General features: G+C 70.1%; 18 protein-coding genes. 17 read left to right on the plus strand and 1 reads right to left on the minus strand.

Annotated elements, in window-relative coordinates:
- From D7V93_RS44795 to D7V93_RS06810, 15 genes are all read left to right on the plus strand, one after another.
- Positions 1–2,102 (plus strand): vanadium-dependent haloperoxidase (locus tag D7V93_RS44795; RefSeq protein ID WP_120642586.1); only part of this gene is annotated, 2,102 nt, incomplete at its 5' end.
- A 65-nt stretch (positions 2,103–2,167) separates the two neighbouring features.
- Positions 2,168–2,941, plus strand: coding sequence for a hypothetical protein (locus D7V93_RS06750; RefSeq protein ID WP_120642587.1), 774 nt, complete (start codon positions 2,168–2,170; stop codon positions 2,939–2,941).
- Between the two features lie 82 nt (positions 2,942–3,023).
- Positions 3,024–5,387 carry a glycoside hydrolase family 140 protein gene (locus D7V93_RS06755; RefSeq protein WP_208722936.1) on the plus strand — a complete coding sequence of 788 codons (2,364 nt, stop codon included), beginning with the start codon at positions 3,024–3,026 and terminating at the stop codon, positions 5,385–5,387.
- A 275-nt stretch (positions 5,388–5,662) separates the two neighbouring features.
- Positions 5,663–6,769 carry a porin family protein gene (locus D7V93_RS44800; protein ID WP_158623664.1) on the plus strand — a complete coding sequence of 369 codons (1,107 nt, stop codon included), beginning with the start codon at positions 5,663–5,665 and terminating at the stop codon, positions 6,767–6,769.
- Between the two features lie 24 nt (positions 6,770–6,793).
- Positions 6,794–7,231, plus strand: a complete 438-nt coding sequence (locus D7V93_RS06765; protein ID WP_147451061.1) for a type 2 periplasmic-binding domain-containing protein — start codon at positions 6,794–6,796, stop codon at positions 7,229–7,231.
- 19 nt (positions 7,232–7,250) lie between these two features.
- On the plus strand, positions 7,251–8,840 hold the full coding sequence (locus D7V93_RS06770) for a methyl-accepting chemotaxis protein (protein WP_120642589.1): 1,590 nt from the start codon (positions 7,251–7,253) through the stop codon (positions 8,838–8,840).
- Between the two features lie 33 nt (positions 8,841–8,873).
- Positions 8,874–10,262: an APC family permease gene (locus D7V93_RS06775; RefSeq protein ID WP_120642590.1), complete on the plus strand. Its 1,389-nt coding sequence runs from the start codon at positions 8,874–8,876 to the stop codon at positions 10,260–10,262.
- A 51-nt stretch (positions 10,263–10,313) separates the two neighbouring features.
- Positions 10,314–11,768, plus strand: coding sequence for an anthranilate synthase component I family protein (locus D7V93_RS06780; protein ID WP_120642591.1), 1,455 nt, complete (start codon positions 10,314–10,316; stop codon positions 11,766–11,768).
- Positions 11,765–12,334, plus strand: a complete 570-nt coding sequence (locus D7V93_RS06785) for an anthranilate synthase component II (RefSeq protein WP_120642592.1) — start codon at positions 11,765–11,767, stop codon at positions 12,332–12,334. The genes D7V93_RS06780 and D7V93_RS06785 overlap by 4 nt, the downstream gene beginning before the upstream one ends.
- Before the next feature lie 88 nt (positions 12,335–12,422).
- Positions 12,423–13,688, plus strand: a complete 1,266-nt coding sequence (locus D7V93_RS06790; protein ID WP_120642593.1) for an AAA family ATPase — start codon at positions 12,423–12,425, stop codon at positions 13,686–13,688.
- On the plus strand, positions 13,685–14,410 hold the full coding sequence (locus tag D7V93_RS06795; RefSeq protein ID WP_120642594.1) for a hypothetical protein: 726 nt from the start codon (positions 13,685–13,687) through the stop codon (positions 14,408–14,410). The genes D7V93_RS06790 and D7V93_RS06795 overlap by 4 nt, the downstream gene beginning before the upstream one ends.
- Positions 14,407–15,234 (plus strand): aminotransferase class IV, encoded by an 828-nt coding sequence (locus D7V93_RS06800; protein WP_120642595.1) that lies wholly within the window; start codon positions 14,407–14,409, stop codon positions 15,232–15,234. Before D7V93_RS06795 ends, D7V93_RS06800 begins: the two co-directional genes overlap by 4 nt.
- A gap of 35 nt (positions 15,235–15,269) precedes the next feature.
- Positions 15,270–15,836, plus strand: a complete 567-nt coding sequence (locus D7V93_RS06805) for an RBBP9/YdeN family alpha/beta hydrolase (RefSeq protein WP_120642596.1) — start codon at positions 15,270–15,272, stop codon at positions 15,834–15,836.
- 116 nt (positions 15,837–15,952) lie between these two features.
- On the plus strand, positions 15,953–16,126 hold the full coding sequence (locus D7V93_RS45785) for a hypothetical protein (RefSeq protein ID WP_167509441.1): 174 nt from the start codon (positions 15,953–15,955) through the stop codon (positions 16,124–16,126).
- A gap of 78 nt (positions 16,127–16,204) precedes the next feature.
- Complete coding sequence (locus D7V93_RS06810) at positions 16,205–16,672, plus strand: carbonic anhydrase (RefSeq protein ID WP_120642597.1); 468 nt, start codon at positions 16,205–16,207, stop codon at positions 16,670–16,672.
- Here the strand turns inward: D7V93_RS06810 and D7V93_RS06815 are convergent.
- The gene (locus D7V93_RS06815) at positions 16,669–17,385 is read right to left on the minus strand and encodes a tetratricopeptide repeat protein (protein ID WP_120642598.1); all 717 of its coding nucleotides are present in this window, start codon (positions 17,383–17,385) and stop codon (positions 16,669–16,671) included. The two genes, D7V93_RS06810 and D7V93_RS06815, sit on opposite strands and share 4 nt — an antisense overlap.
- Before the next feature lie 113 nt (positions 17,386–17,498).
- Here D7V93_RS06815 and D7V93_RS06820 point away from each other — a divergent pair, with 113 nt between their 5' ends.
- Both D7V93_RS06820 and D7V93_RS06825 read left to right on the plus strand, forming a co-directional pair.
- Positions 17,499–18,167 (plus strand): spermidine synthase family protein, encoded by a 669-nt coding sequence (locus D7V93_RS06820; RefSeq protein ID WP_120642599.1) that lies wholly within the window; start codon positions 17,499–17,501, stop codon positions 18,165–18,167.
- A 26-nt stretch (positions 18,168–18,193) separates the two neighbouring features.
- Positions 18,194–19,036: an alpha/beta hydrolase gene (locus tag D7V93_RS06825; RefSeq protein WP_372338295.1), complete on the plus strand. Its 843-nt coding sequence runs from the start codon at positions 18,194–18,196 to the stop codon at positions 19,034–19,036.
- The last annotated feature ends 57 nt before the right edge of the window (positions 19,037–19,093 follow it).

Raw genomic sequence — 19,093 nt, forward strand, 5'->3', positions numbered from 1 at the left:
TCCTGGAGCTGGACGAGAAGGCGGGCCGCTTCGTGAGCCGCGCGCCGCAGGGCTGCCCGCTGCTTCAAGGGGTGTCTCTCGCCCCGGATGGCACCGGCTGGGCCACGGGCTTCCGGGGGGAGATGTATCAGCGCCTGGCGGGCGCCTGGCGACGGGTGGACGCCGAGCCGCAGGCGACGGTGGAGTCGCTGCACGCGACGTGGACGGATCCGGAGGGCGGGGTATGGGCCGTGGGCGGCAACGTGCTGTCGAGCTCGCTGAACGCCGGCGCGCTGCTGCACCGGGGCGCTGAAGTGGCTGCGGTGCCCCCGGTGCCGGACCCGGGGCCCGCGCCCGCGCCGAGCTGCCCCGCCGCGGCGGTGGATCCGCGTCCGACGGGCACCATCGCCCGCCGCTGGAACGAGCAGATTCTTGGCGCCATCCGCCGCGACCTCCCCCGGCCGACGGTGCACGCGCGCAACCTCTTCCACCTGTCCGCGGCCATGTGGGACGCATGGGCCGCGTATGACGCGGCGGCGGACGGCGTCTTCCTGCGGGAGAAGCACACCGCCCCGGACGTGGCGGCGGCGCGCGCGGAGGCGCTCAGCTACGCCGCCTACCGCGTGCTCGCGCACCGCTACGCGAACGCCGTCGGCGGACCCACCTCCGCGGCGTGCTTCCGCGCGTTCATGGAGCGGCTGGGCTACGCGCCGGACGACACCGTGACGACGGGCGACAGCCCGCGCGCGCTGGGCAACCGCATTGGCCAGGCCCTCATTCACGCGGGCACGGAGGACGGGGCCAACGAGCAGAACGACTACAAGGACACCACGGGCTTCCAGTTCGTCAACACGCCGCTGGTGGTGGACACGCCCGGCGCGACGCTCTCGGACCCTTCCGTCTGGCAGCCGCTCAACCTCGCGGTGGCCGTCACGCAGAACGGCATCATCACCACCTCCGGCGTGCAGGGCTACATCGGCGCGCACTGGGGCAAGGTGACGCCGTTCGCCCTGTCGCGGCCCCAGGGCGGCGGGCTGTACCTGGACCCCGGCGCGCCGCCCGTGTTCGGCGCGGAGGTGCGCGCGCACGTGGTGGACGTGCTGCGCAAGGAGAGCGGGCTGGGCAGCGACGAGCTGGTGGACCTGTCTCCCGGCACGCTGGGCAACAACAGCCTGGGCACGAACGACGGCACCGGCCACCCGCTCAATCCCATCACCGGCCAGCCCTACGCGCCGCAGCTCGTGCGACGCGGGGACTTCGGACGCGTGCTGGCGGAGTTCTGGGCGGACGGCCCGAAGTCGGAGACGCCGCCGGGGCACTGGAACGTGCTCGCCAACAGCGTGGCGGATTCGCCCGGCTTCTCACGGCGCCTGTTCGGCGAGGGGACGGAGCTGGAGCCGCTGGAGTGGGACGTGAAGGTGTACCTGGCGCTCAACGGGGCCGTGCACGACGCGGCCATCGTCGCGTGGGAGGTGAAACGCGCCTTCCTCGCCGCGCGGCCCCTGTCGTTGATCCGCTACATGGGCGGGCTGGGCCAGTCCACGGAGCCGTCAGGGCCGTCGTACCACCCGGACGGCCTGCCGCTGGTGCCGGGGCTCATCGAGGTCGTGACGGCGCAGAGCTCCGCGCCAGGACAGCGGCACGCGCACCTGGCCCGCTTCCAGGGTCAGGTGGTGGTGCACGCGTGGCGGGGCGAACCCGGGGACCGGCGCAACGAGGTGGGCGGCTCCGGCTGGATTCGCGCCACCGAGTGGATGCCCTACCAGCTGCGCACCTTCGTGACGCCCGCCTTCCCGGGCTTCATCTCCGGCCACAGCACCTTCAGCCGCGCCTCCGCCGAGGTGCTCACCGCTCTCACCGGCAGCGATTGCTTTCCCGGCGGGCTGGGCGAGTTCGTCGCGCCCCGCGACAGCTACCTCACCTTCGAGCGCGGCCCCTCCACCGACGTGCGGTTGCAGTGGGCCACGTACTACGACGCCGCGGATCAGGCGGGACAGTCCCGGCTGTGGGGCGGCATCCACCTCACGCCGGATGACCTCATCGGCCGGCGGCTGGGCAGCAAGGTGGGGCTGTCCGCCGTCGCCCGGGCGCGGCGCTTCTACGACGGCACCGAGGTCCCCTGACGAGGTCTGCTGCGATCATCACATCCCACGCCTGGAAGGCGTGTGACCCCCCTGAAGGAACTCCCGTGAACTTCTCTCTCGCGCGTCTCACCGTCTGCTGCTTCCTCTCCACCTCCCTGCTCGCCTGTGACACCAGCGTCGCCGGCGAGGACGACGACGACACGGACACCGGTGGCGACAACATGGCCGTGACCGGGGTCTGGAACCGCTACGGCAGCGAGTACGGCTATCAGACCGACATCGCGTACGGCGGCATCGCCGGCCAGTCGTCCGACCGCGTGTACATGTGCGAGCTGCCCGGCTCCCCCTCCGCGGGCCTCTACAAGGGCCGGCTCATCAGCCCGCGGATGATCCGCTGGGACGCGAACCACGGCCTGCCCGACTACGAGGTCGTCTTCGAGGACACCACCATGCGCTTCAAGCCCCAGAACGGCACCAACACCTTCCTGGGCCAGTACCGGCAGGGCACCTGGACGCCCGGGGCCTGCGACCTCACGCTGAAGGACGGCGAGCTCATCGACAACTCGGCCACCGCCTACGTGTTCTTCGACAACAACGGCGAGACGAAGATCAACAGCGTGAAGATTGGCGGCGAGCCCATCCCGGTGCGGGGCAGCGGGGACGCCGCGTGCAGCGTCACGACGCTCATCCCGCCTGGGACGGGGAGCAACGGCGACCTCACCGTGTCCATCAGCTACAGCGGCGTCGGCGTCGAGGGGCCCTACAGCCGGACCCAGACCCAGCACCTCTACCGATCGGACTTCAAGCCGGGCTGCAACAAGCTCGCGGTCGAGTTCGGCTGCGGAGCGCTCGCCGTCTGCGTCTATCCCGTTCCGTAGGCGCACCGACCTTGACGGGGGCGGCTCCGCCTGGGAACAGTATTCCTTGCATTATCTGGAATACCAAAGAGAGCCCCCCTCCATGAAAAGACGCCTGCTGCTCCCGCTGACCTTCTCCCTCCTGGCCGCCTGCGCACCCGAGCCGGCGCCCCAGGAGGCTCCCGCCACCGGCGCGATGACAGCGCCGCTGGCGCCCCTGCCCCAGTTGCGCGTGAGCAGCAACTCGCGCTTCCTCGTGAAGGCGGACGGCACCGGGTTCTTCTATCTCGCGGACACCGCGTGGGAGCTGTTCCACCGGCTCAACCGCGCGGACGTGGTGACGTACCTGCAGAACCGCGCGGACCGGGGCTACACCGCGGTGCAGGCGGTGGCCGTGGCGGAGCTGGACGGGGTGAACACGCCCAACGCCCAGGGCGACCGTCCGTTCCTGAATGGCAACCCGGCGACGCCGGACACCACGCCGGGGGCCGATCCAGCAGACGCCACCCAGTATGACTACTGGGACCACGTCGACTACATCGTCGGCGAGGCCGAGGCGCGCGGCATCTACACCGCGCTGCTGCCCACCTGGGGCAGCCACGTGCTGAGCGGCACCCTCAACGCGTCCAACGCGCAGGCCTACGGCCAGTTCCTCGGCAGCCGCTACGCGAACCGCTCCATCATCTGGGTGCTCGGAGGGGATCGCTCCCCGGCCGGCTACGAGGCCGTGTGGCGCGCCCTGGCGCGGGGCATCGCCCTCGGCGTGTCCGGCATGGAGGACTACAGCCGGGTGCTGATGACGTACCACCCGCCGGGCGGCGCGAAGTCCTCCACGTGGTTCCACAACGAGCCGTGGCTGGACTTCAACATGCAGCAGAACGGCCACTGCGCGAACACGGACGTGTGGAACCGCATCGCCGCGGACCTGGCCCTCACGCCGACGAAGCCCACGCTGGACGGAGAGCCGCTCTACGAGCAGCACCCCATCTGCTTCAACGCGGGCACCTACGGCTACTCCAACGACTACGAGGTCCGGAAGTTCGCGTACTGGGACGTGTTCGCCGGGGCCCTCGGCCACACCTACGGGCACCACTCGGTGTGGCAGATGTACGCGCCGGGCCGCTCGCCGGTGAACGGACCGCAGAATTATTGGTACGAGGCCATCAACCAACCGGGCGCCGCGCAGATGAAGCACCTGCGCCGGCTCATGGAGTCACGGCCGTTCCTGGTGCGCATCCCCGACCCGGGCGTGCTCGCGTCCGCGGCCGGCTCCGGCACCAGCCGCGTCCAGGCCACGCGCGGCTCGGATGGAAGCTACGCGTTCGTCTACAGCGCGTCCGGGCAGGCCTTCACGGTGAACATGGACCGCGTCGCCGGAGGCACCGTGCGCGCGTCCTGGTACGACCCGCGCGTGGGCACGTCCCAGGTGATTGGAACGTACCCGAACACGGGCACCCGGCAGTTCACGCCGCCGAGCAGCGGCGCGGGGAACGACTGGGTGCTGGTGCTGGACGACACCACGCGGAACTTCCCGCTTCCGGGCGACGTGCTCCAGCCGGGAACGCTGTACCGCGCCATCAACTTGAACGGCGCGGCCACGGTGATTGACGGCCAGAGCTGGGAGGGCAGCAACGCGCCCGACTACACGTACACGGGGACGGCGTTCGCCAACCAGGCCGTGACGCTCAACCCGGCCACGGACGCGAACCGCGCGGCGATGATCCGCTCCTCCATCTACAGCGGCGCCGCGGCGGTGCGCCTGCAGTCGGTGCCCTCGGGCGCGTACACGGTGTACCTCTACACCTGGGAGGACAACGCGGCGGAGACCTTCAGCATCTCCCTGGAGGGCGCGCTCGTGCAGGCGAGCTACAACAGCGGCCCCGCGGGGACGTGGCGGCGGCTGGGGCCGTGGACGGTGAACGTCACCGACGGGACGCTGGACCTGACGACGTCCGGCGGCGCGGCCAACCTGTCCGGCATCGAGGTCCACCGCGCGGGCAGCCCGCCGAGCGGCTTCGTGCGCGGCATCAACTTCAACGGCGGCGCGGTCACCATCGAAGGCAACGCGTGGCAGTCCTACGCCACGGCGCTGTCGGACGGCCTGTCCGTGAACGCGCCCAACCTGACGACGACCAGCGTGACGCCCGCTCCCGCCACGGACGCGAGCACGAGCGCGATGCTCAACTCCGCCATCTGGAAACAAACAACCCTCCAGGTAGGCCAGCCGGTCTCCAACGGCAACTACCAGGTGTACCTGTGGGTGATGGAGAATTATCAGTCCAACGCGCGCGCCTTCCAGGTGCGACTGGAGGGCGCGGAGGTCGCCAGCGCCGTGGGCAACCTCTCCCTGGGAGCCTGGAGGAAGTACGGGCCGTACACCACGACGGTGGGTGACGGGTTCCTCAACCTGGACCTCGTGCCCACCTCGGGGGATCCCCACCTGATGGGCATGGCCGTGTTCCGGTAGCCCGTCCCGCGCGTGCAGGAGGCCCGCCAGTCGAGCACCTGCTCCTGGCGGGCTTTGTGTTCCAGGACCCCGCTGATAACCGGGATAGACAGACATCTACTTCATCCGTCAAACACAAACGGCGATTCCGGTTCTGATACGCGTGAGCCCGGATGAAACATCTTCCCTCCTGGACAAGAGGGTTCAATTTTTTTATACAGATACAATCCACTCAGACAGGCCCCCCGTCGAGCTGGCGGCGGCGTTCCTTCCGGGCGCCGCTGAAAGGCACCCCCATGTTTCACGTCCGATGGCTTTCCCTGTGTCTGGGGGTCCTCCTGCTGGCCGCCCCCGCGTCCGGCATGCCGCTGGCGGATGGGAAGCTCTTCATCCACGGGTACGGGCACCTGAGCACCGGCCGGACCTGGGAGAACGTGTACCTGGGCGCCAACGAGGACCTGGGCCTGCATGACGTGGGCAGCACGCTGCTGTTCCGGGCCCTGCCGACGCAGAAGCTCACCCTCAACACGCAGTTCTCCTTCGAGAAGGAGCCCGGCGAGACGCTGGGGTTGGAGGTGGACTACGCCTTCGCGCAGTGGGCGTTCTCCGATCTGCTCCGCCTGCGCGTGGGCCGCAACCAGCTCCCCCTGGCGCTCTACTCGGAGATCTACGACGTGGGCACGCTGCGGCCCTTCAACGCGCTGCCGCAGGGGACGTACGGGCCCACGTCGATTGGCGTGGAGAACTACGACGGCCTGGGGCTCACCGGCCGCGTCAACCTGCCCGGCGAGTGGATGCTGGAGTACGACGCCTACGGCGGGTTCCTCGACCTGAAGGACGCCCTCGCGGAGGACTGTGAGTCGGCCCTGGAAGGCGTGTGCGTCGTGGAGTCGCAGGTGGCCGGCGGGCGCCTGGCGCTGGGGACGCCGTGGGAAGGGCTGCGCTTCACCACCTCCGGCTTCGTGTCCCGGTCTCCGGAGGTGACGGACGGCGAGCACCGCGTGCTGGGCGTGGTGGGCCTGGGCTCCGAGTACCTGGGCGAGTCGCTGTGGGTGCGGGCCGAGTTCTTCAACCTCTTCTCCGAAGAGGCCCACACGCGCACGGGCTACCTCGAGGTGGCGTACTTCCTCACCCCGCACTGGCAGGTGTCCGGACGCGTGGAGGGCTCCCGCTCCTGGCTGCCCACGCCCGCGCCCGAGGCGCTCCTCACGTACCTGCGCCACCGCGAGGCCGCCGTGGGGGTGAACTACTGGTTCTCACCCCAGCTCGTCTTCAAGGCGTCGTTCCACAACGTCATCGGCAACCGCTTCGCCCAGCCCGCGCCCTCCGATGACGTCACCTCCGCCCTCTACCCCGAGCCCCACACGCGGCTCGTCTCCCTGGGCACGCAGTTCAGCTTCTAGGCCCCGGCCCCCTCTGGAGACGCCATGAGAACGCTTCCCCTGTTGCTGTTGTGTGGGCTCTTCGTGCTCTTCGCCGCTCCGGCACAGGGCGCGGCGCCGGTGACCTACAAGGTCGTGGTCCATCCCTCCAACCCGGTGACGGAGGTGGGGCGCGCCCAGATAGCGCAGCTCTTCCTCAAGAAGACGACGCAGTGGGAGTCGGGCGTCGCCGCGATGCCGGTGGACCTGAGCGACAGCTCACCGGTGCGCGCCGCGTTCTGCGACGAGGTGCTGAAGCGTTCGCTGCCCGCCGTCCGGGCCTTCTGGCAGCAGCGCATCTTCTCCGGCCGCGACGTGCCTCCCCCCGAGCTGCCCTCGGAGACCGACGTGCTCGCCTTCGTGCGCGCCAACCCCGGCGCCGTGGGCTACGTGGCCGTGGGCACCCCCACGCCCGGGCTCAAGGTCATCGCCATCCTGGACTGAGGGAGGAAAGCCCGGCGCCATGCGATTCAAGCACAAGGTCCTGCTGCTCCCCGTCCTCGCCGCCCTCTTCCTGGTGGGCATCATCGGGCTCTCCGAGCTGCTCGGGCGCAGCACCCGGGCGCACCTGGAGCGCATCGAGAAGGGCTATGTCCCCGCCGTGCTCCTCAGCCGGGACCTGGACGTGCTCCTGCAACAGCTGCAGCGGGGGCTCCAGGATGCGGTGGCGGCGGAGGACCTGGAGCAGCTGGCCGAAGCGGACGCCCTCGCGAAGCGCTTCCTCCAGCGCCTCGCCGAGGGGCGCGCCAATTCCGCCATCGACCCGGCGCGCCTGGACACGCTGGAGGCGCAGCTGCGCGACTACGTGGGGCTTGCCCGCGAGACGAGCGAGCGGATGATCCACAAGGACGCCCAGGCCGCCGCCCGGCTCCCGGAGCTGGCCCTGCGCTACAACCGGGTGCGGGACGCGCTGACGCGCGCCACGGAGGATGATCAGCGGAAGATGGGGGACTCCTTCGCCCTCACGCTGGAGGAGCACACCGGCTCCCAGCGGCGCCTGGTCATCCTGGGGCTCATCCTGCTGGGCGTGCTCGCGTCGCTGTCGGTGTGGCTCGTGTCGCAGGTGGCCCAGCCCCTGCTGCGCCTCACGGAGGTGGCCTCGCGCATCGCCACCGAGGGCGACCTCACCCAGGTCATCAGCATCCAGTCCCAGGATGAAATCGGGCTGTTGGCCCAGAGCATCAACCTGCTGGTGCAGCGCCTGCGCACGATTCCCGTCACCCTCCAGGAGACCCTGAGGGAGCTGGCGGGCAGCGTCGAGGGGCTGACGCACATCAGCCGCGAGCAGTCCCAGCAGCTGGCGCGCCAGTCGTCGAGCATCGAGGAGGCGAGCGTGGCCATGCGGGACATCCAGGACCGGTCGCTGGAGGCCTCGCGGCAGGCCAACACGGTGCTGGAGGTGGCGAAGCGCGCGGAGCAGACGAGCCTCGCGGGACAGGAGCGCCTGCGGCAGAGCGGCGAGGCGCTGGAGCACCTGCGCGCCCAGGTGGGCGAGCTGATGCCCGCCATCGGCCGGCTCACGGAGGGCTCCCGCAAGGCGTCCGCCATCCTGGAGACGGTGAAGGACCTGTCGGACCAGTCCAACGTGCTGGCCATCAACGCGGCCATCGAAGCGGCCCGCTCGGGCGAGCATGGGCGCAGCTTCACGGTGGTGGCCCGGGAGATGCGCTCGCTGTCCCAGCAGTCGCAGCGCGGCGCGCAGAGCATCAGCGGCCTGCTGTCGGAGATGAGCACCTCGGTGGGCGCCGTCACCGCGTCCGTGGAGGCCAGCCACCGGCAGATGGCGGAGGGCATCAGCGAGGCGCTCTCCTCCGGTCACAGCCTCCAGGCGCTGACGGAGGCCGTGCGGGACAGCAGCAGCGCGGCCCAGGACATCGTCCGCTCCTTCACCCAGCAGAACGCGGGCATCGTGCAGATGACGGCGGTGGTGACGGACTTCTCCAGGATGATGAAGGACAGCGTGCAGGCCAACGAGGACGTGGAGACCGCCATCCAGCGGTTGGAGGTCGCCTTCCAGGGCATCCAGGGCGTCGTGAGCGGCTTCCGCGTCTAGGGGTCGCGGCCGCCGGGCTATGCTCGGCGCCCCATGAGCCCCTCCCCCCTCCAGGATGAAGCCGGGCCCCGTGACGGCTACGCGCGACGCGTCGGCCTCTTCTCGGGGGTGATGCTCGTCATCGGCGGCATCATCGGCTCGGGCATCTTCCTCAACCCGGCCATCGTCGCGCAGCGCGTGCACACGCCGGGGCTCACCCTGGGTGTGTGGCTGCTCGGCGGAGGGGTGGCGCTCATCGGCGCCTTCATCTACGGGGAGCTGGGGCAGCGCATCCCCAGGGCGGGCGGCAGCTACGTCTACCTGCGCGATGCCTTCGGCCCGCTGCCCGCGTTCCTCAACGCCTGGGGAATGATGCTCATGATCGCCACCGGGGCCATTGCCGCGGTGGCCGTCACCTTCGCCAACTACACCCTCGCGCTCACCGGCCTCGGGCCCGGCTTCCGCTTCCCCCTCGCGGTCGGCGCCATCCTGCTGCTCTCCGGGGTGAACTACTTCGGCGTGCGGCCCGGTGCGCTCACGCAGAACGTCTTCACCGTGCTCAAGCTGCTGGCGCTCGCGGTGCTCGTGGGCGCCGGGCTCCTGCTCGAAAGCGCCCAGCCCGCGGTGGTGGAGGCCGTCGCCGCCCCGCAGGCGCCCGACTCCCTCGTGTTCGCCCTGGGGGCGGCGCTCGTCCCGGTGCTGTTCAGCTATGGCGGGTGGCAGCAGACGAACTTCGTGGCCGACGAGATGGTCGACCCCGAGCGCAACCTGCCACGCGCCCTGTTGCTCGGCGTCATCGGCGTGGTGACGGTGTACCTGCTCGCGAACCTCACCTACCTGCGCACGCTCGGCGCGGCGGGGCTCGCGGGGAGCAGCGCCCCGGCGGCGGACGCGCTCGGCCAGGTGCTCGGGCCCGCGGGCCGCACGTTCATCACCGCGGGAGTGGCCCTCTCCACCTTCGGGTTCCTCAACCTCGTCATCCTCGTCTCGCCGCGCGTCTACCAGGCCATGGCCGCGGACGGACTGTTCTTCCCCTGGATGGCCCGGCTGCACCCGCGCTACCGCACGCCCTCCACCGCCATCCTCTTCCAGGCGGTGTGGGCCATCCTCCTCACGGGCACGGGCACGTATGGCGAGCTGCTCGACTCCGTCGTCTTCGCCGACTGGCTCGTCTTCGGCGCCACGGCCGCGACGCTGTTCGTCTACCGCGCGCGCGAGCGGAAGGGGCTCGTGCCCCGCGCCGCGTACCGGGTGCCCGGATATCCCATCACCCCGCTCCTCTTCATCGCGGCCGCCCTGTACGTCGTGCTGGGCTCCACGGCCTCCAACCCGCTCAACGCGCTCAAGGGCACGCTGCTGCTCGGCGCGGGAGTGCCCGTGTTCCTGTACTGGCGCCGGCGCACCCGGCGAGCGGCGGCCCCATCGGCCCTGGGCACGCCTTGAGTTGAGGCCCTGCGACCCGGACCGCGGTTCCTGCTAGGAACCGTTTTCCGCATGGCCGCCCCTGTCTTTCCCGTGCCCCCGCTGGACCGCGCGAGCTTCGAAGTGCTCGTGGCCCAGGGCTTCACCCAGGTGCCCCTCGTGCGGACCCTGGACGTCGGCGCCGCGAGGCCCGTGGACCTGCTGCGGGCCCTGCCCGCCGGGGACCGCTTCCTCCTGGAGAGCACCCGCACGAGCAGCGAGGGCCGCTACTCCCTGCTCGGCGCCCGCCCCTTCCTTCGCTACACCGCGCGGGGTGGGCAGTGCTGGCTGGACGGCGTCCTCCAGCCCGACGCGCCGCTCGCCGTCCTGCGCGGCCTGCTCCGCCGATGGAAGGGCCCGGACCTCCCCGGCCTGCCCCTGTTCCGTGGCGGCGCGGTGGGCTTCTTCTCCTACGAGGCGAGCCACTATTTCGAGGCCCTGCCCCGCCACCCGCACGACGACCTGGGCGTGCCCGACATCGCGCTGCACTTCGTCGACACCTTCCTCGTCGTGGACCACGTCGAGCACACCGTGCGCGCGGTGGCCACGGGGTCGGACTGGGAGGATTGCTCCCGCCGGCTGGACCTGCTGACCTCCCAGGTGCGCGCCGCGGTCCCCACGCGTCCCCCGACCCCGCCGCCTCCGGACGGGCCGCTGGCGCCCTGGCGCTCCAACTTCACGCAGGATGCCTACCTGCTCGCGGTGGAGCGCGTGCGCGAGTACATCCGCGCGGGTGACACGTACCAGGTCAACCTCTCCCAGCGCCTGGAGGTGGACTTCCCTGGCGACGCGCTCGCCCTCTACGAGATGCTGTCCGCCACCAGCCCCGTCCACTTCGCCAGCTACTTCGAGGCGGACGGCTTCCAGGTCGTCAGCGCCTCGCCCGAGCGGCTGGTGCGCGTGGAGGACGGCCGCGCCACCACGCGCCCCATCGCCGGCACACGCCGCCGGGGCACGCCCGAGGAGGACGCGCGCTTCGTGCACGAGTTGCGCACCAGCGAGAAGGAGCAGGCCGAGCACGCCATGCTCGTGGACCTGGGGCGCAACGACCTGGGCCGCGTCTGCGCCTACGGCACCGTGGAGGTGACGCGGCTGATGGAGATCATCGAGTACGCCCACGTCCTCCACATCGAGTCGGAGGTCGCGGGGCAGCTCGCGCCCGGCGTGGAGCCGCTCGACGTCGTGGGCGCGCTGTTCCCCGGTGGCACCATCACCGGCGTGCCGAAGATCCGCACGATGGAGATCATCACGGAGCTGGAGCCCCACCCGCGCGGCCTCTACACGGGCTCGCTCGGCTACTTCAGCTTCGCGGGCGGGATGGACCTGAACATCGTCATCCGCACCGTGGTGGTGAAGGACGGCCGGGCCTACGTGCAGGTGGGCGGCGGCATCGTCCATGATTCGGAGCCCCGGCGCGAATACAAGGAGACGCTCAACAAGGCCCGCTCCCAGCTCCTCGCCCTGGCCGCGAGCATGAGCCCCCGATGATCCTCCTCATCGACAACTTCGACTCGTTCACCTTCAACCTCGTCCAGGCCCTGGGCGCGCTGGGGGCCACGCTCAAGGTCGTGCGCAACGACGCGCTCACCGTCGCGGAAGCCCGGGTGCTCCAGCCCAGCCACGTCGTCATCTCGCCCGGGCCGAAGACGCCCGACGAGGCCGGCGTGTCGCTGGACGTCATCCGCGCCTTCGCGGGCCGCGTGCCCCTGCTGGGCGTGTGCCTGGGCCACCAGGGCATCGGCCAGGTGTTCGGCGCGAAGGTGGTGCGGGCGCCGGTGCCCGTGCATGGCAAGACGGCCGAGGTCGAGCACCGGGGCCAGGGCGTCTTCCGGGGCCTGCCCCAGCCCTTCACCGCCGCGCGCTACCACTCGCTCGTGGTGGACCGCGACAGCGTGCCGGAGTGCCTGGAGGTGACGGCCTGGTCCGGGGACCTGGTGATGGGGCTGCGCCACCGGGAGCTGGCGAACCTGGAGGGCGTGCAGTTCCACCCGGAATCCTTCCTCACACGCGAAGGCCCCCGCCTGCTCGCGAACTTCCTGGAGCGTCGCGCATGAGCAGGACACTCCAGGGCTCCAACATTTTGTTCCTGCTACAGACCTGGCCTATACCCACAGGAGGACAGGCCCTCCTACCCGGAAGAACATGCTCGAAAAGCTGGCGCTCAAGGATGTCGGACCTGCCCCGCAGCTCGCGTTCGACTTCGCTCCACGCCTGAACCTTCTGACGGGCGACAACGGGCTGGGAAAGACCTTCATCCTGGACGTGGCCTGGTGGGCCCTGACGCGTTCATGGCCCGATGCTCCGGCCATGCCGCAGCGGGGTGCAAGCGTCGCCCCCACCATTGCCTTCGAGTTCAGCGGCAAGAGCGGCCCCATCGAGTACACCAGCACCTACGACTTCCCCAGCCAGTCCTGGACTCGTAAGGGGGGCCGCCCCGCCAACCCCGGCATGGTCCTCTATGCCCGGATCGACGGCTCGTTCTCCGTCTGGGACCCGGCGCGGAACTACTGGAAGCAGGCACCCTCCCTTGGAGTTGATGCACCAGACCGGCCTATCGCATACCAGTTCGCGCCACAGGACGTCTGGAATGGGCTGGAGCCACAGGGGAAGATCTACTGCAACGGCCTCATCCGTGACTGGGCGACCTGGCAGGGCAGAAATGGCGAAGCCTTCCATCAACTGCTCCTGGCACTCAAGACGTTGTCACCCTCCAGCAGTGAACCTCTCGTTCCTGGGGAGTTGACCCGAATCAGCATCGAGGATGTCCGTGACATGCCCACGCTCAAGGCACCTTACGGGCAGGAAGTCGCCGTCATCCACGCTTCCGCGGGTGTCAAACGCATCATCTCGCTCGCCTACCTGCTTGTCTGGACGTGGCAGGAGCATGTTCAAGCCAGCCGCCTCCTCAACCAGGACACGACAAACCAGATCATCTTTCTCATTGATGAGATCGAGGCACACCTTCATCCACGCTGGCAGCGAACCATCCTCCGCTCGATCCTGGAGGTCATGGCGGCGCTGACGGGCCAGGATGTCGGCGTCCAGTTGCTCACGGTCACGCACTCTCCGCTCCTGTTGGCCTCGGTCGAGCCGCTCTTCGATGAGAAGATTGACGCACTCTGGAACCTCGACATCGTCGGGCAGCAGGTCGAGCTGCGCCGCGAAGCGTGGCGTAGAAGGGGGGATGCGAACGCATGGCTGACTTCGGATGTTTTCGATCTCGCGGAGCCTCGTTCCCTGGAAGCCGAGCAGGCCATCCAGCACGCGGAGGCGCTGATGAGTCGAAAGGACGTCCAGCGCGATGAGTTTCTGCGGGTTCAACTGCAACTGCGCGGCAGTCTGCCTGATGTCGATCCCTTCTGGCTTCGCTGGGGCTTCTGGGCACAGGAATCTGGATTCGAAAAATGATCCCTGTGAAGAAGAAGCCGGAGCCGCGCCCCCCTGATTTCGACTTCGACCAGGAGGTCCGCCGGCCCGGGCTCAGTGCGTTGGCCGAATTGGCGGGAAACCCTCCAACGATGACGCGCCCGGGGCCTCGTATCCAGCAGCAGGCGACTCGCGTTGAAGACCTCTCACCCGCGGCCCTCCGCAAATACGCCTACTGGACCCGGGCTCTGGATGCACTCCACGAAGCCTACGACGGGATTTGCGCATACTCTTGCTTCTATATCGAGCCCGTAGGAGGGCCGACAGTCGACCATTTCGTCGCGTTGGCGGCGCCTGGGCTTGCCCAGGCATACGACTGGGACAACTACCGGCTGGCGTGCTCCCTCATGAACACGCACAAGAACAAATACACAGACGTGCTTGATCCATTTCTCATCCGTGACGGGTGGTTCACCCTCAACCTGGCAACCTTCAAGGTCGAGCCCGCGGAGGGGCTTGATGAGCCTCTCCTCACCCAGGTCAAGGCTACGATTTCCCGCCTGCAGCTGGATTCGAGAGACATCAGCAAGACCCACGAAGGTTGGTTCAACGCGTACTTCAGTCCCAAGAACGGCCAGCGGATCCCCTTCTGGTTTCTTGAACGCCGCGCTCCCTTCCTGGCGCGGGAACTGCGTCGCCAGGGACGCGTTCCGCCAGGTGACGAGCAAGCGCCTACCGCCGCGCCACCGTCGCCCTCTCCGTGAGTATTCCCACCGTCTGCGTCGATGGCGTCGTCCAGCGCTGGGAGGACCTGCGGCTCCAGGACTTCGCCCAGGGCTTCTTCTTCGGCGCGGGCTTCTTCACCACCTTCCGCATCGACGCCGGTCGGCCGCTGTTCCTCGCGCGGCACCTGTCCCGCCTGCGCTCAAGCCTCGCGGCCTTTCCCACCGCCGTGCGCGCCCCGGAGCCCGCGCTCCTCCACGAGGACGCCGTGCGCGATTCGCTGCGCAGGTGTCTGGAGGCGGATTCGTGGATGGGTCCGCGCTTCACCGGCGTGGGCAAGCTCGTGGTCAGCGACGGGCATGTGCTCTGCACGTTCCGCCCGCTCGCGGCGGACTTCGAGGCGCTGCACCGGGAGGGGCGGACGCTCGACAGCGTGGAGGCCGGGGCGTACCGGCGTGCGGAGCGCACGGTGAACCACAAGGGGCTCGCGTGGTTCCGCCAGCATGCGCTCCTGCCGCGCCTGCCCATCATCACCAACGAAGCGGACGAGGTCTGCGAGCTGCCCACCGCGAACCTCTTCGTCCAGCTCGATGGTGCGCTCGTCACGCCGCCGCTCGACTCCCCGTGCCTGCCGGGCATCGCTCGCGGGGTCCTGCTGGAAGTGGGCCGCATTGAGGGGCTTGCGGTCGTGGAGCGCGCCGTGCGGCTCGCGGACCTGTCGCGGGCGCAGGCGTGCTTCTTCAGCAACGCGGTGGCGCTGGCCGTGGGCGTGCCCCACCTGCTGGGCCGGACACTCCCTGACAGCCTGCGCCTCGCGGAGCGGGCCCGTGCGGTGCTCGAAGCCCGTGCCCTTCACGAGGGCTGAGCGCTCCTGACCGGAGTGCGGCACACTGCGCCCCCATGACCCGTTCCCTCGTCATGGCGCCGCGCTGGGCGGGAAGTCCCGACACCGACTTCTACCCGTGGCTCACCGCGAAGCTGCGCACGCCGCCCGTCCTCTTCGACGACGTGCGCACGCTGGACATGCCCACGCCGGGCGCGCCCACCCTCGACGGCTGGGTGTCCACGCTCGCCTCCGCCGTGGGGCCCGTGCCCGCGCCCTCCACCGTGTTCCTGGGCCACAGCGTCGGCTGTCAGGCCATCATGCGGTACCTGTCCACGCTGCCCCCGGGACACACCGTGGAAGGGGCCCTGTTCGTCGCGGGCTGGTTCGAGGTCGACAAGCCCTGGGACACGCTGCGGCCCTGGCTCGACACGCCGATGGACTTCGACCGGATCCGCGCCGCGCTCCGCCGCTGCGTGGTGGTGCTGTCGGATTCGGATCCGTTCACCTCGGACTGGCGCCGCAACACCCGCCTCTTCGAGGAGCGCCTGGGCGCCGAGGTGCGCCTCATCCCCGGCGGTCGCCACTTCAACAACCCCCAGGAGCCCGCCGTGCTCGAGGCACTGCGCGAGCGGTTCTCCTGACGCACGTCCCAAGTTCAGCAGCCGGGCAGGCAGGCACCTCACGGCACCCCTCCTCTGGCAATCCCCGACACCACCCCCATCTTGGAAGGACTTCTTCCAACGACAGGGGGCACGACATGAAGCCGAAGAAGCCGGACGAGCAGCAGGTCACGCACCAGGGCGCCAGCGAGAACGACACCCTCCGTCACAAGGGCGGCGGGCGCGAGGACGAAGCGGACAAGCACGCCGGCCCGAAGCCCGAGGGCAACGGCGGCACGGGCCAGCCCGCGGCGTTCCCGGAACACAACTGACGCAGGGCGCCTCCCGGAAAGAGGCCGGACGGCTCGAAGCTGCTTTCGCGGAGGCGGGGAGCCATTAACCTGGGGGGCATGTCCGTCCCCGCTCCCTACGTCTCCCGCGTCCCCTTCGAGTCCGTCCACCCGAAGGCCCTCGCCGTGTACTGCTCGGACGGGCGCTTCACCGAAGCCGTGGAGGACCTGGCCCACCACCTGGGCCATTCGCGCATCGACACCCTCACCCTCCCGGGCGGACCCGCGCTCCTCAACCGCTGGGCGTCCGACTACCTGGAGAGCGAAGGCATCACGCGCGCCGCGCGATTCCTCATCGAAGGCCACCACATCGAGGACGTGCTGCTGCTGGCGCACGCGGGCTGCGGCTACTACCAGGCCCGACATGGGGCGCTGGGACCGGAGATCTCCGCCGAGCAGCAGTTGAAGGACCTGCACTTCGGCGCGAAGGAGCTCCAGGTGGCGTACCCCCACCTGCGCATCCACCTCTACTTCGCGCACCCCAAGGGCAAGACCGTCGAGTTCCAGCCCATCCCTCGCGAAGGCTAGCGCGCGTCCCGGAGCCCCTGGCGGAGCGCGTCCAGCAGCGAGGGCGGATCCCCCACGCGAAAGGACGCGAGCCCCGCTTCGAAGTCCCCGCGCGCTCCCGCCACGTCCCCGCGCCCCAGTCGCAGCGTGCCGCGCTCGTACAGCAGCTCGGGGTCCACGGCTTCGCCCACCTGGGCCGCGAGCGCGGTCGTGAGGTCCTGCTCCGCCGCCTCCGTCCGTCCCGCGGTCGTGCGCGTCCGGGCACGCTGCTGGAGGAGCCACGAGTTGCCGGGGTCTTCCGCCAGCGCGGCCGTCCAGTCGGCTTCGGCCTCCGTCAGCCGGCCGAGGGCGACGAGCGACTCCGCGCGCTTCATGTGCACCACGAGCGCCTTGCGGAACCCCGCGGCCTCCACCTGCGTGAAGCCCACCACCGCCTCCGCGTGCCGTCCCAGCCGCGCCAGCGCGAGCGAGCGGTAGTAGCGCGTGGCCACGTGCCCTGGCGCCAGCTCCAGCACGCGGTCGAACCAGGGCAGCGCCTCCTCCGGCTGGCCGCCCCACACGCCCAGCGTCAGGCCCACCTCCACGAGCACCCGCACCTGCTCCGGGTGTTCTTCCGCCAGCTTCCTCGCCAGCGCGAGCGCCGACGTGTAGCGGCCCCCGCGTCGCAGGCGGTCCACCTCGCGGAGCGGCTCGGACAGCTCCGGGGGCCAGGCCTGACGTCCATTGCGTTCCATGCGGTGTCCGGGTCCCAAAGCCCCTCCGGGATTTCGCAGGCACGTCCCGGGGTGTCAAGACACGGGGGCGGAGCGCTTGACCTTGGGCCCCTGTCCGCGCGAAGAGCGCCGACATGAAGCCCTGGGAAACCGTCGAGCGAGAGCAGGTGCCGGAGGTGGGAGAGGTGACCCTCGCCCGGCGCGATGGCGAATACGTGCTGCGCGTGCGCGGCCAGACGCTGATGTCCAGCCGTCAGCACGGCTCCGAGGTGGCCATGGCGGACGCGGGCTGCGCGCACGTCGCGGGCACGCCGAAGGCCCGGGTGCTGGTGGGCGGCCTGGGCTTCGGCTTCACGGTGCGCGCGGTGCTCGACCGCGTGCCCAACGCCCGCGTCGTCGTGGCGGAGCTCCTGCCCGTGGTGGTGGCGTGGAACCGGGGGGTGCTGGCGCCCCTGGCGAAGTCACCGCTGGAGGACCCGCGCGTCACCGTGGTGGAGGGCGACGTCGGGCGGATCATGCGCAAGCAGAGCGGCGCGTTCGACGCCATCCTGCTCGACGTGGACAACGGCCCCGCCGCGCTGACCCACCCCGACAACGAGAGCCTCTACGACTTCACCGGCGTCTCCGTCGCCTACGGCGCCCTGCGCCCCAAGGGCACCCTGGTGGTGTGGAGCGCCGGCACCGCGCCCGCGTTCGTGAAGCGCCTGGAGGAGGTGGGCTTCGACGTGCAGACGCTCCACCCCGCCGCGCACGGCACCAAGGGCCCCCGCCACACGCTCTTCGTCGCGAAGCGCCCGCGGTGAGGCTAAGGAGCAGGGACATGCGACCGATGATGAAGTGGCTCCCCCTGTTCCTGTTCACCGCGTCCCTGGGTCTGGGCTGTCACGCCACGACCGCCCCGGCTGCAACGGCTGCCACGACCGAGGGAGCGCAGGCGGCGCACCCGTCGTTCACGCTGGAGTCCCCGGCGTTGAAGGAGACCCGGCGGATCAACGTCTACACGCCCCCGGGCTACGACACGGCGCAGGACGCCCGCTACCCCGTGCTCTACATGCCCGACGGTGGCGAGCAGGAGGACTTCCCGCACGTCGCCGCCACCCTCGACACCGCGATCCGCGCCGGAGAAGTGCGGCCGTTCATCCTGGTGGGCATCGAGAACACCGAGCGGCGGCGCGACATGACCGGGCCCACCGAGGTCGACGAGGACCGGAAGATTGCCCCGCGCGTCGGCGGCTCGGCCGCGTTCCGCGCCTTCCTTCGCGACGAGCTCATGCCCGAGGTGCGGCGCCGCTACCGCGTCACGGACGAGACGGCCATCATCGGCGAATCGCTCGCGGGCCTGTTCATCATGGAGACCTTCTTCCTCCAGCCGGAGCTGTTCAACACGTTCATCGCCCTGAGCCCCAGCCTCTGGTGGAACGGCGACGAGCTGGTCCGCAAGGCGGGTGAACGCCTCCAGGCCCGGCCGGACCTGCGCGCCACGCTGTATGTCGCCTCCGCGAACGAGGAGGGAATCGCGCCTCAGAGCGCGCGCCTCGCGGAGATCCTCCGCGCGAGCGCCCCCGCCGGACTGAAGTGGCGGTACGAGCCCCGGCCCGACCTGCGCCACGACAACATCTACCGCTCCCTGTCGCCCCAGGTGCTGCGCCAGACCTTCGCGCCCGGGCCCTGACCGGCTAGAAAGACGGTGCGCCTCCCGCTTCGGGATGGCCCCCTTTCCCACCGTGGA

Source organism: Corallococcus llansteffanensis, assembly GCF_003612055.1.
GTDB lineage: Bacteria > Myxococcota > Myxococcia > Myxococcales > Myxococcaceae > Corallococcus > Corallococcus llansteffanensis.

What these genes read in the sequence shown, in the direction of transcription:
- D7V93_RS06805 (WP_120642596.1), top strand. Translation starts at nt 15,270, where the DNA reads ATGACCCGTTCCCTCGTCATGGCGCCGCGCTGGGCGGGAAGTCCCGAC.
- D7V93_RS06780 (WP_120642591.1), top strand. Translation starts at nt 10,314, where the DNA reads ATGGCCGCCCCTGTCTTTCCCGTGCCCCCGCTGGACCGCGCGAGCTTC.
- D7V93_RS06810 (WP_120642597.1), top strand. Translation starts at nt 16,205, where the DNA reads ATGTCCGTCCCCGCTCCCTACGTCTCCCGCGTCCCCTTCGAGTCCGTC.
- D7V93_RS45785 (WP_167509441.1), top strand. Translation starts at nt 15,953, where the DNA reads ATGAAGCCGAAGAAGCCGGACGAGCAGCAGGTCACGCACCAGGGCGCC.
- D7V93_RS06770 (WP_120642589.1), top strand. Translation starts at nt 7,251, where the DNA reads ATGCGATTCAAGCACAAGGTCCTGCTGCTCCCCGTCCTCGCCGCCCTC.
- D7V93_RS06820 (WP_120642599.1), top strand. Translation starts at nt 17,499, where the DNA reads ATGAAGCCCTGGGAAACCGTCGAGCGAGAGCAGGTGCCGGAGGTGGGA.
- D7V93_RS06755 (WP_208722936.1), top strand. Translation starts at nt 3,024, where the DNA reads ATGAAAAGACGCCTGCTGCTCCCGCTGACCTTCTCCCTCCTGGCCGCC.
- D7V93_RS44800 (WP_158623664.1), top strand. Translation starts at nt 5,663, where the DNA reads ATGTTTCACGTCCGATGGCTTTCCCTGTGTCTGGGGGTCCTCCTGCTG.
- D7V93_RS06790 (WP_120642593.1), top strand. Translation starts at nt 12,423, where the DNA reads ATGCTCGAAAAGCTGGCGCTCAAGGATGTCGGACCTGCCCCGCAGCTC.
- D7V93_RS06775 (WP_120642590.1), top strand. Translation starts at nt 8,874, where the DNA reads ATGAGCCCCTCCCCCCTCCAGGATGAAGCCGGGCCCCGTGACGGCTAC.
- D7V93_RS06785 (WP_120642592.1), top strand. Translation starts at nt 11,765, where the DNA reads ATGATCCTCCTCATCGACAACTTCGACTCGTTCACCTTCAACCTCGTC.
- D7V93_RS06795 (WP_120642594.1), top strand. Translation starts at nt 13,685, where the DNA reads ATGATCCCTGTGAAGAAGAAGCCGGAGCCGCGCCCCCCTGATTTCGAC.
- D7V93_RS06825 (WP_372338295.1), top strand. Translation starts at nt 18,194, where the DNA reads ATGATGAAGTGGCTCCCCCTGTTCCTGTTCACCGCGTCCCTGGGTCTG.
- D7V93_RS06815 (WP_120642598.1), bottom strand. Translation starts at nt 17,385, where the DNA reads ATGGAACGCAATGGACGTCAGGCCTGGCCCCCGGAGCTGTCCGAGCCG.
- D7V93_RS06765 (WP_147451061.1), top strand. Translation starts at nt 6,794, where the DNA reads ATGAGAACGCTTCCCCTGTTGCTGTTGTGTGGGCTCTTCGTGCTCTTC.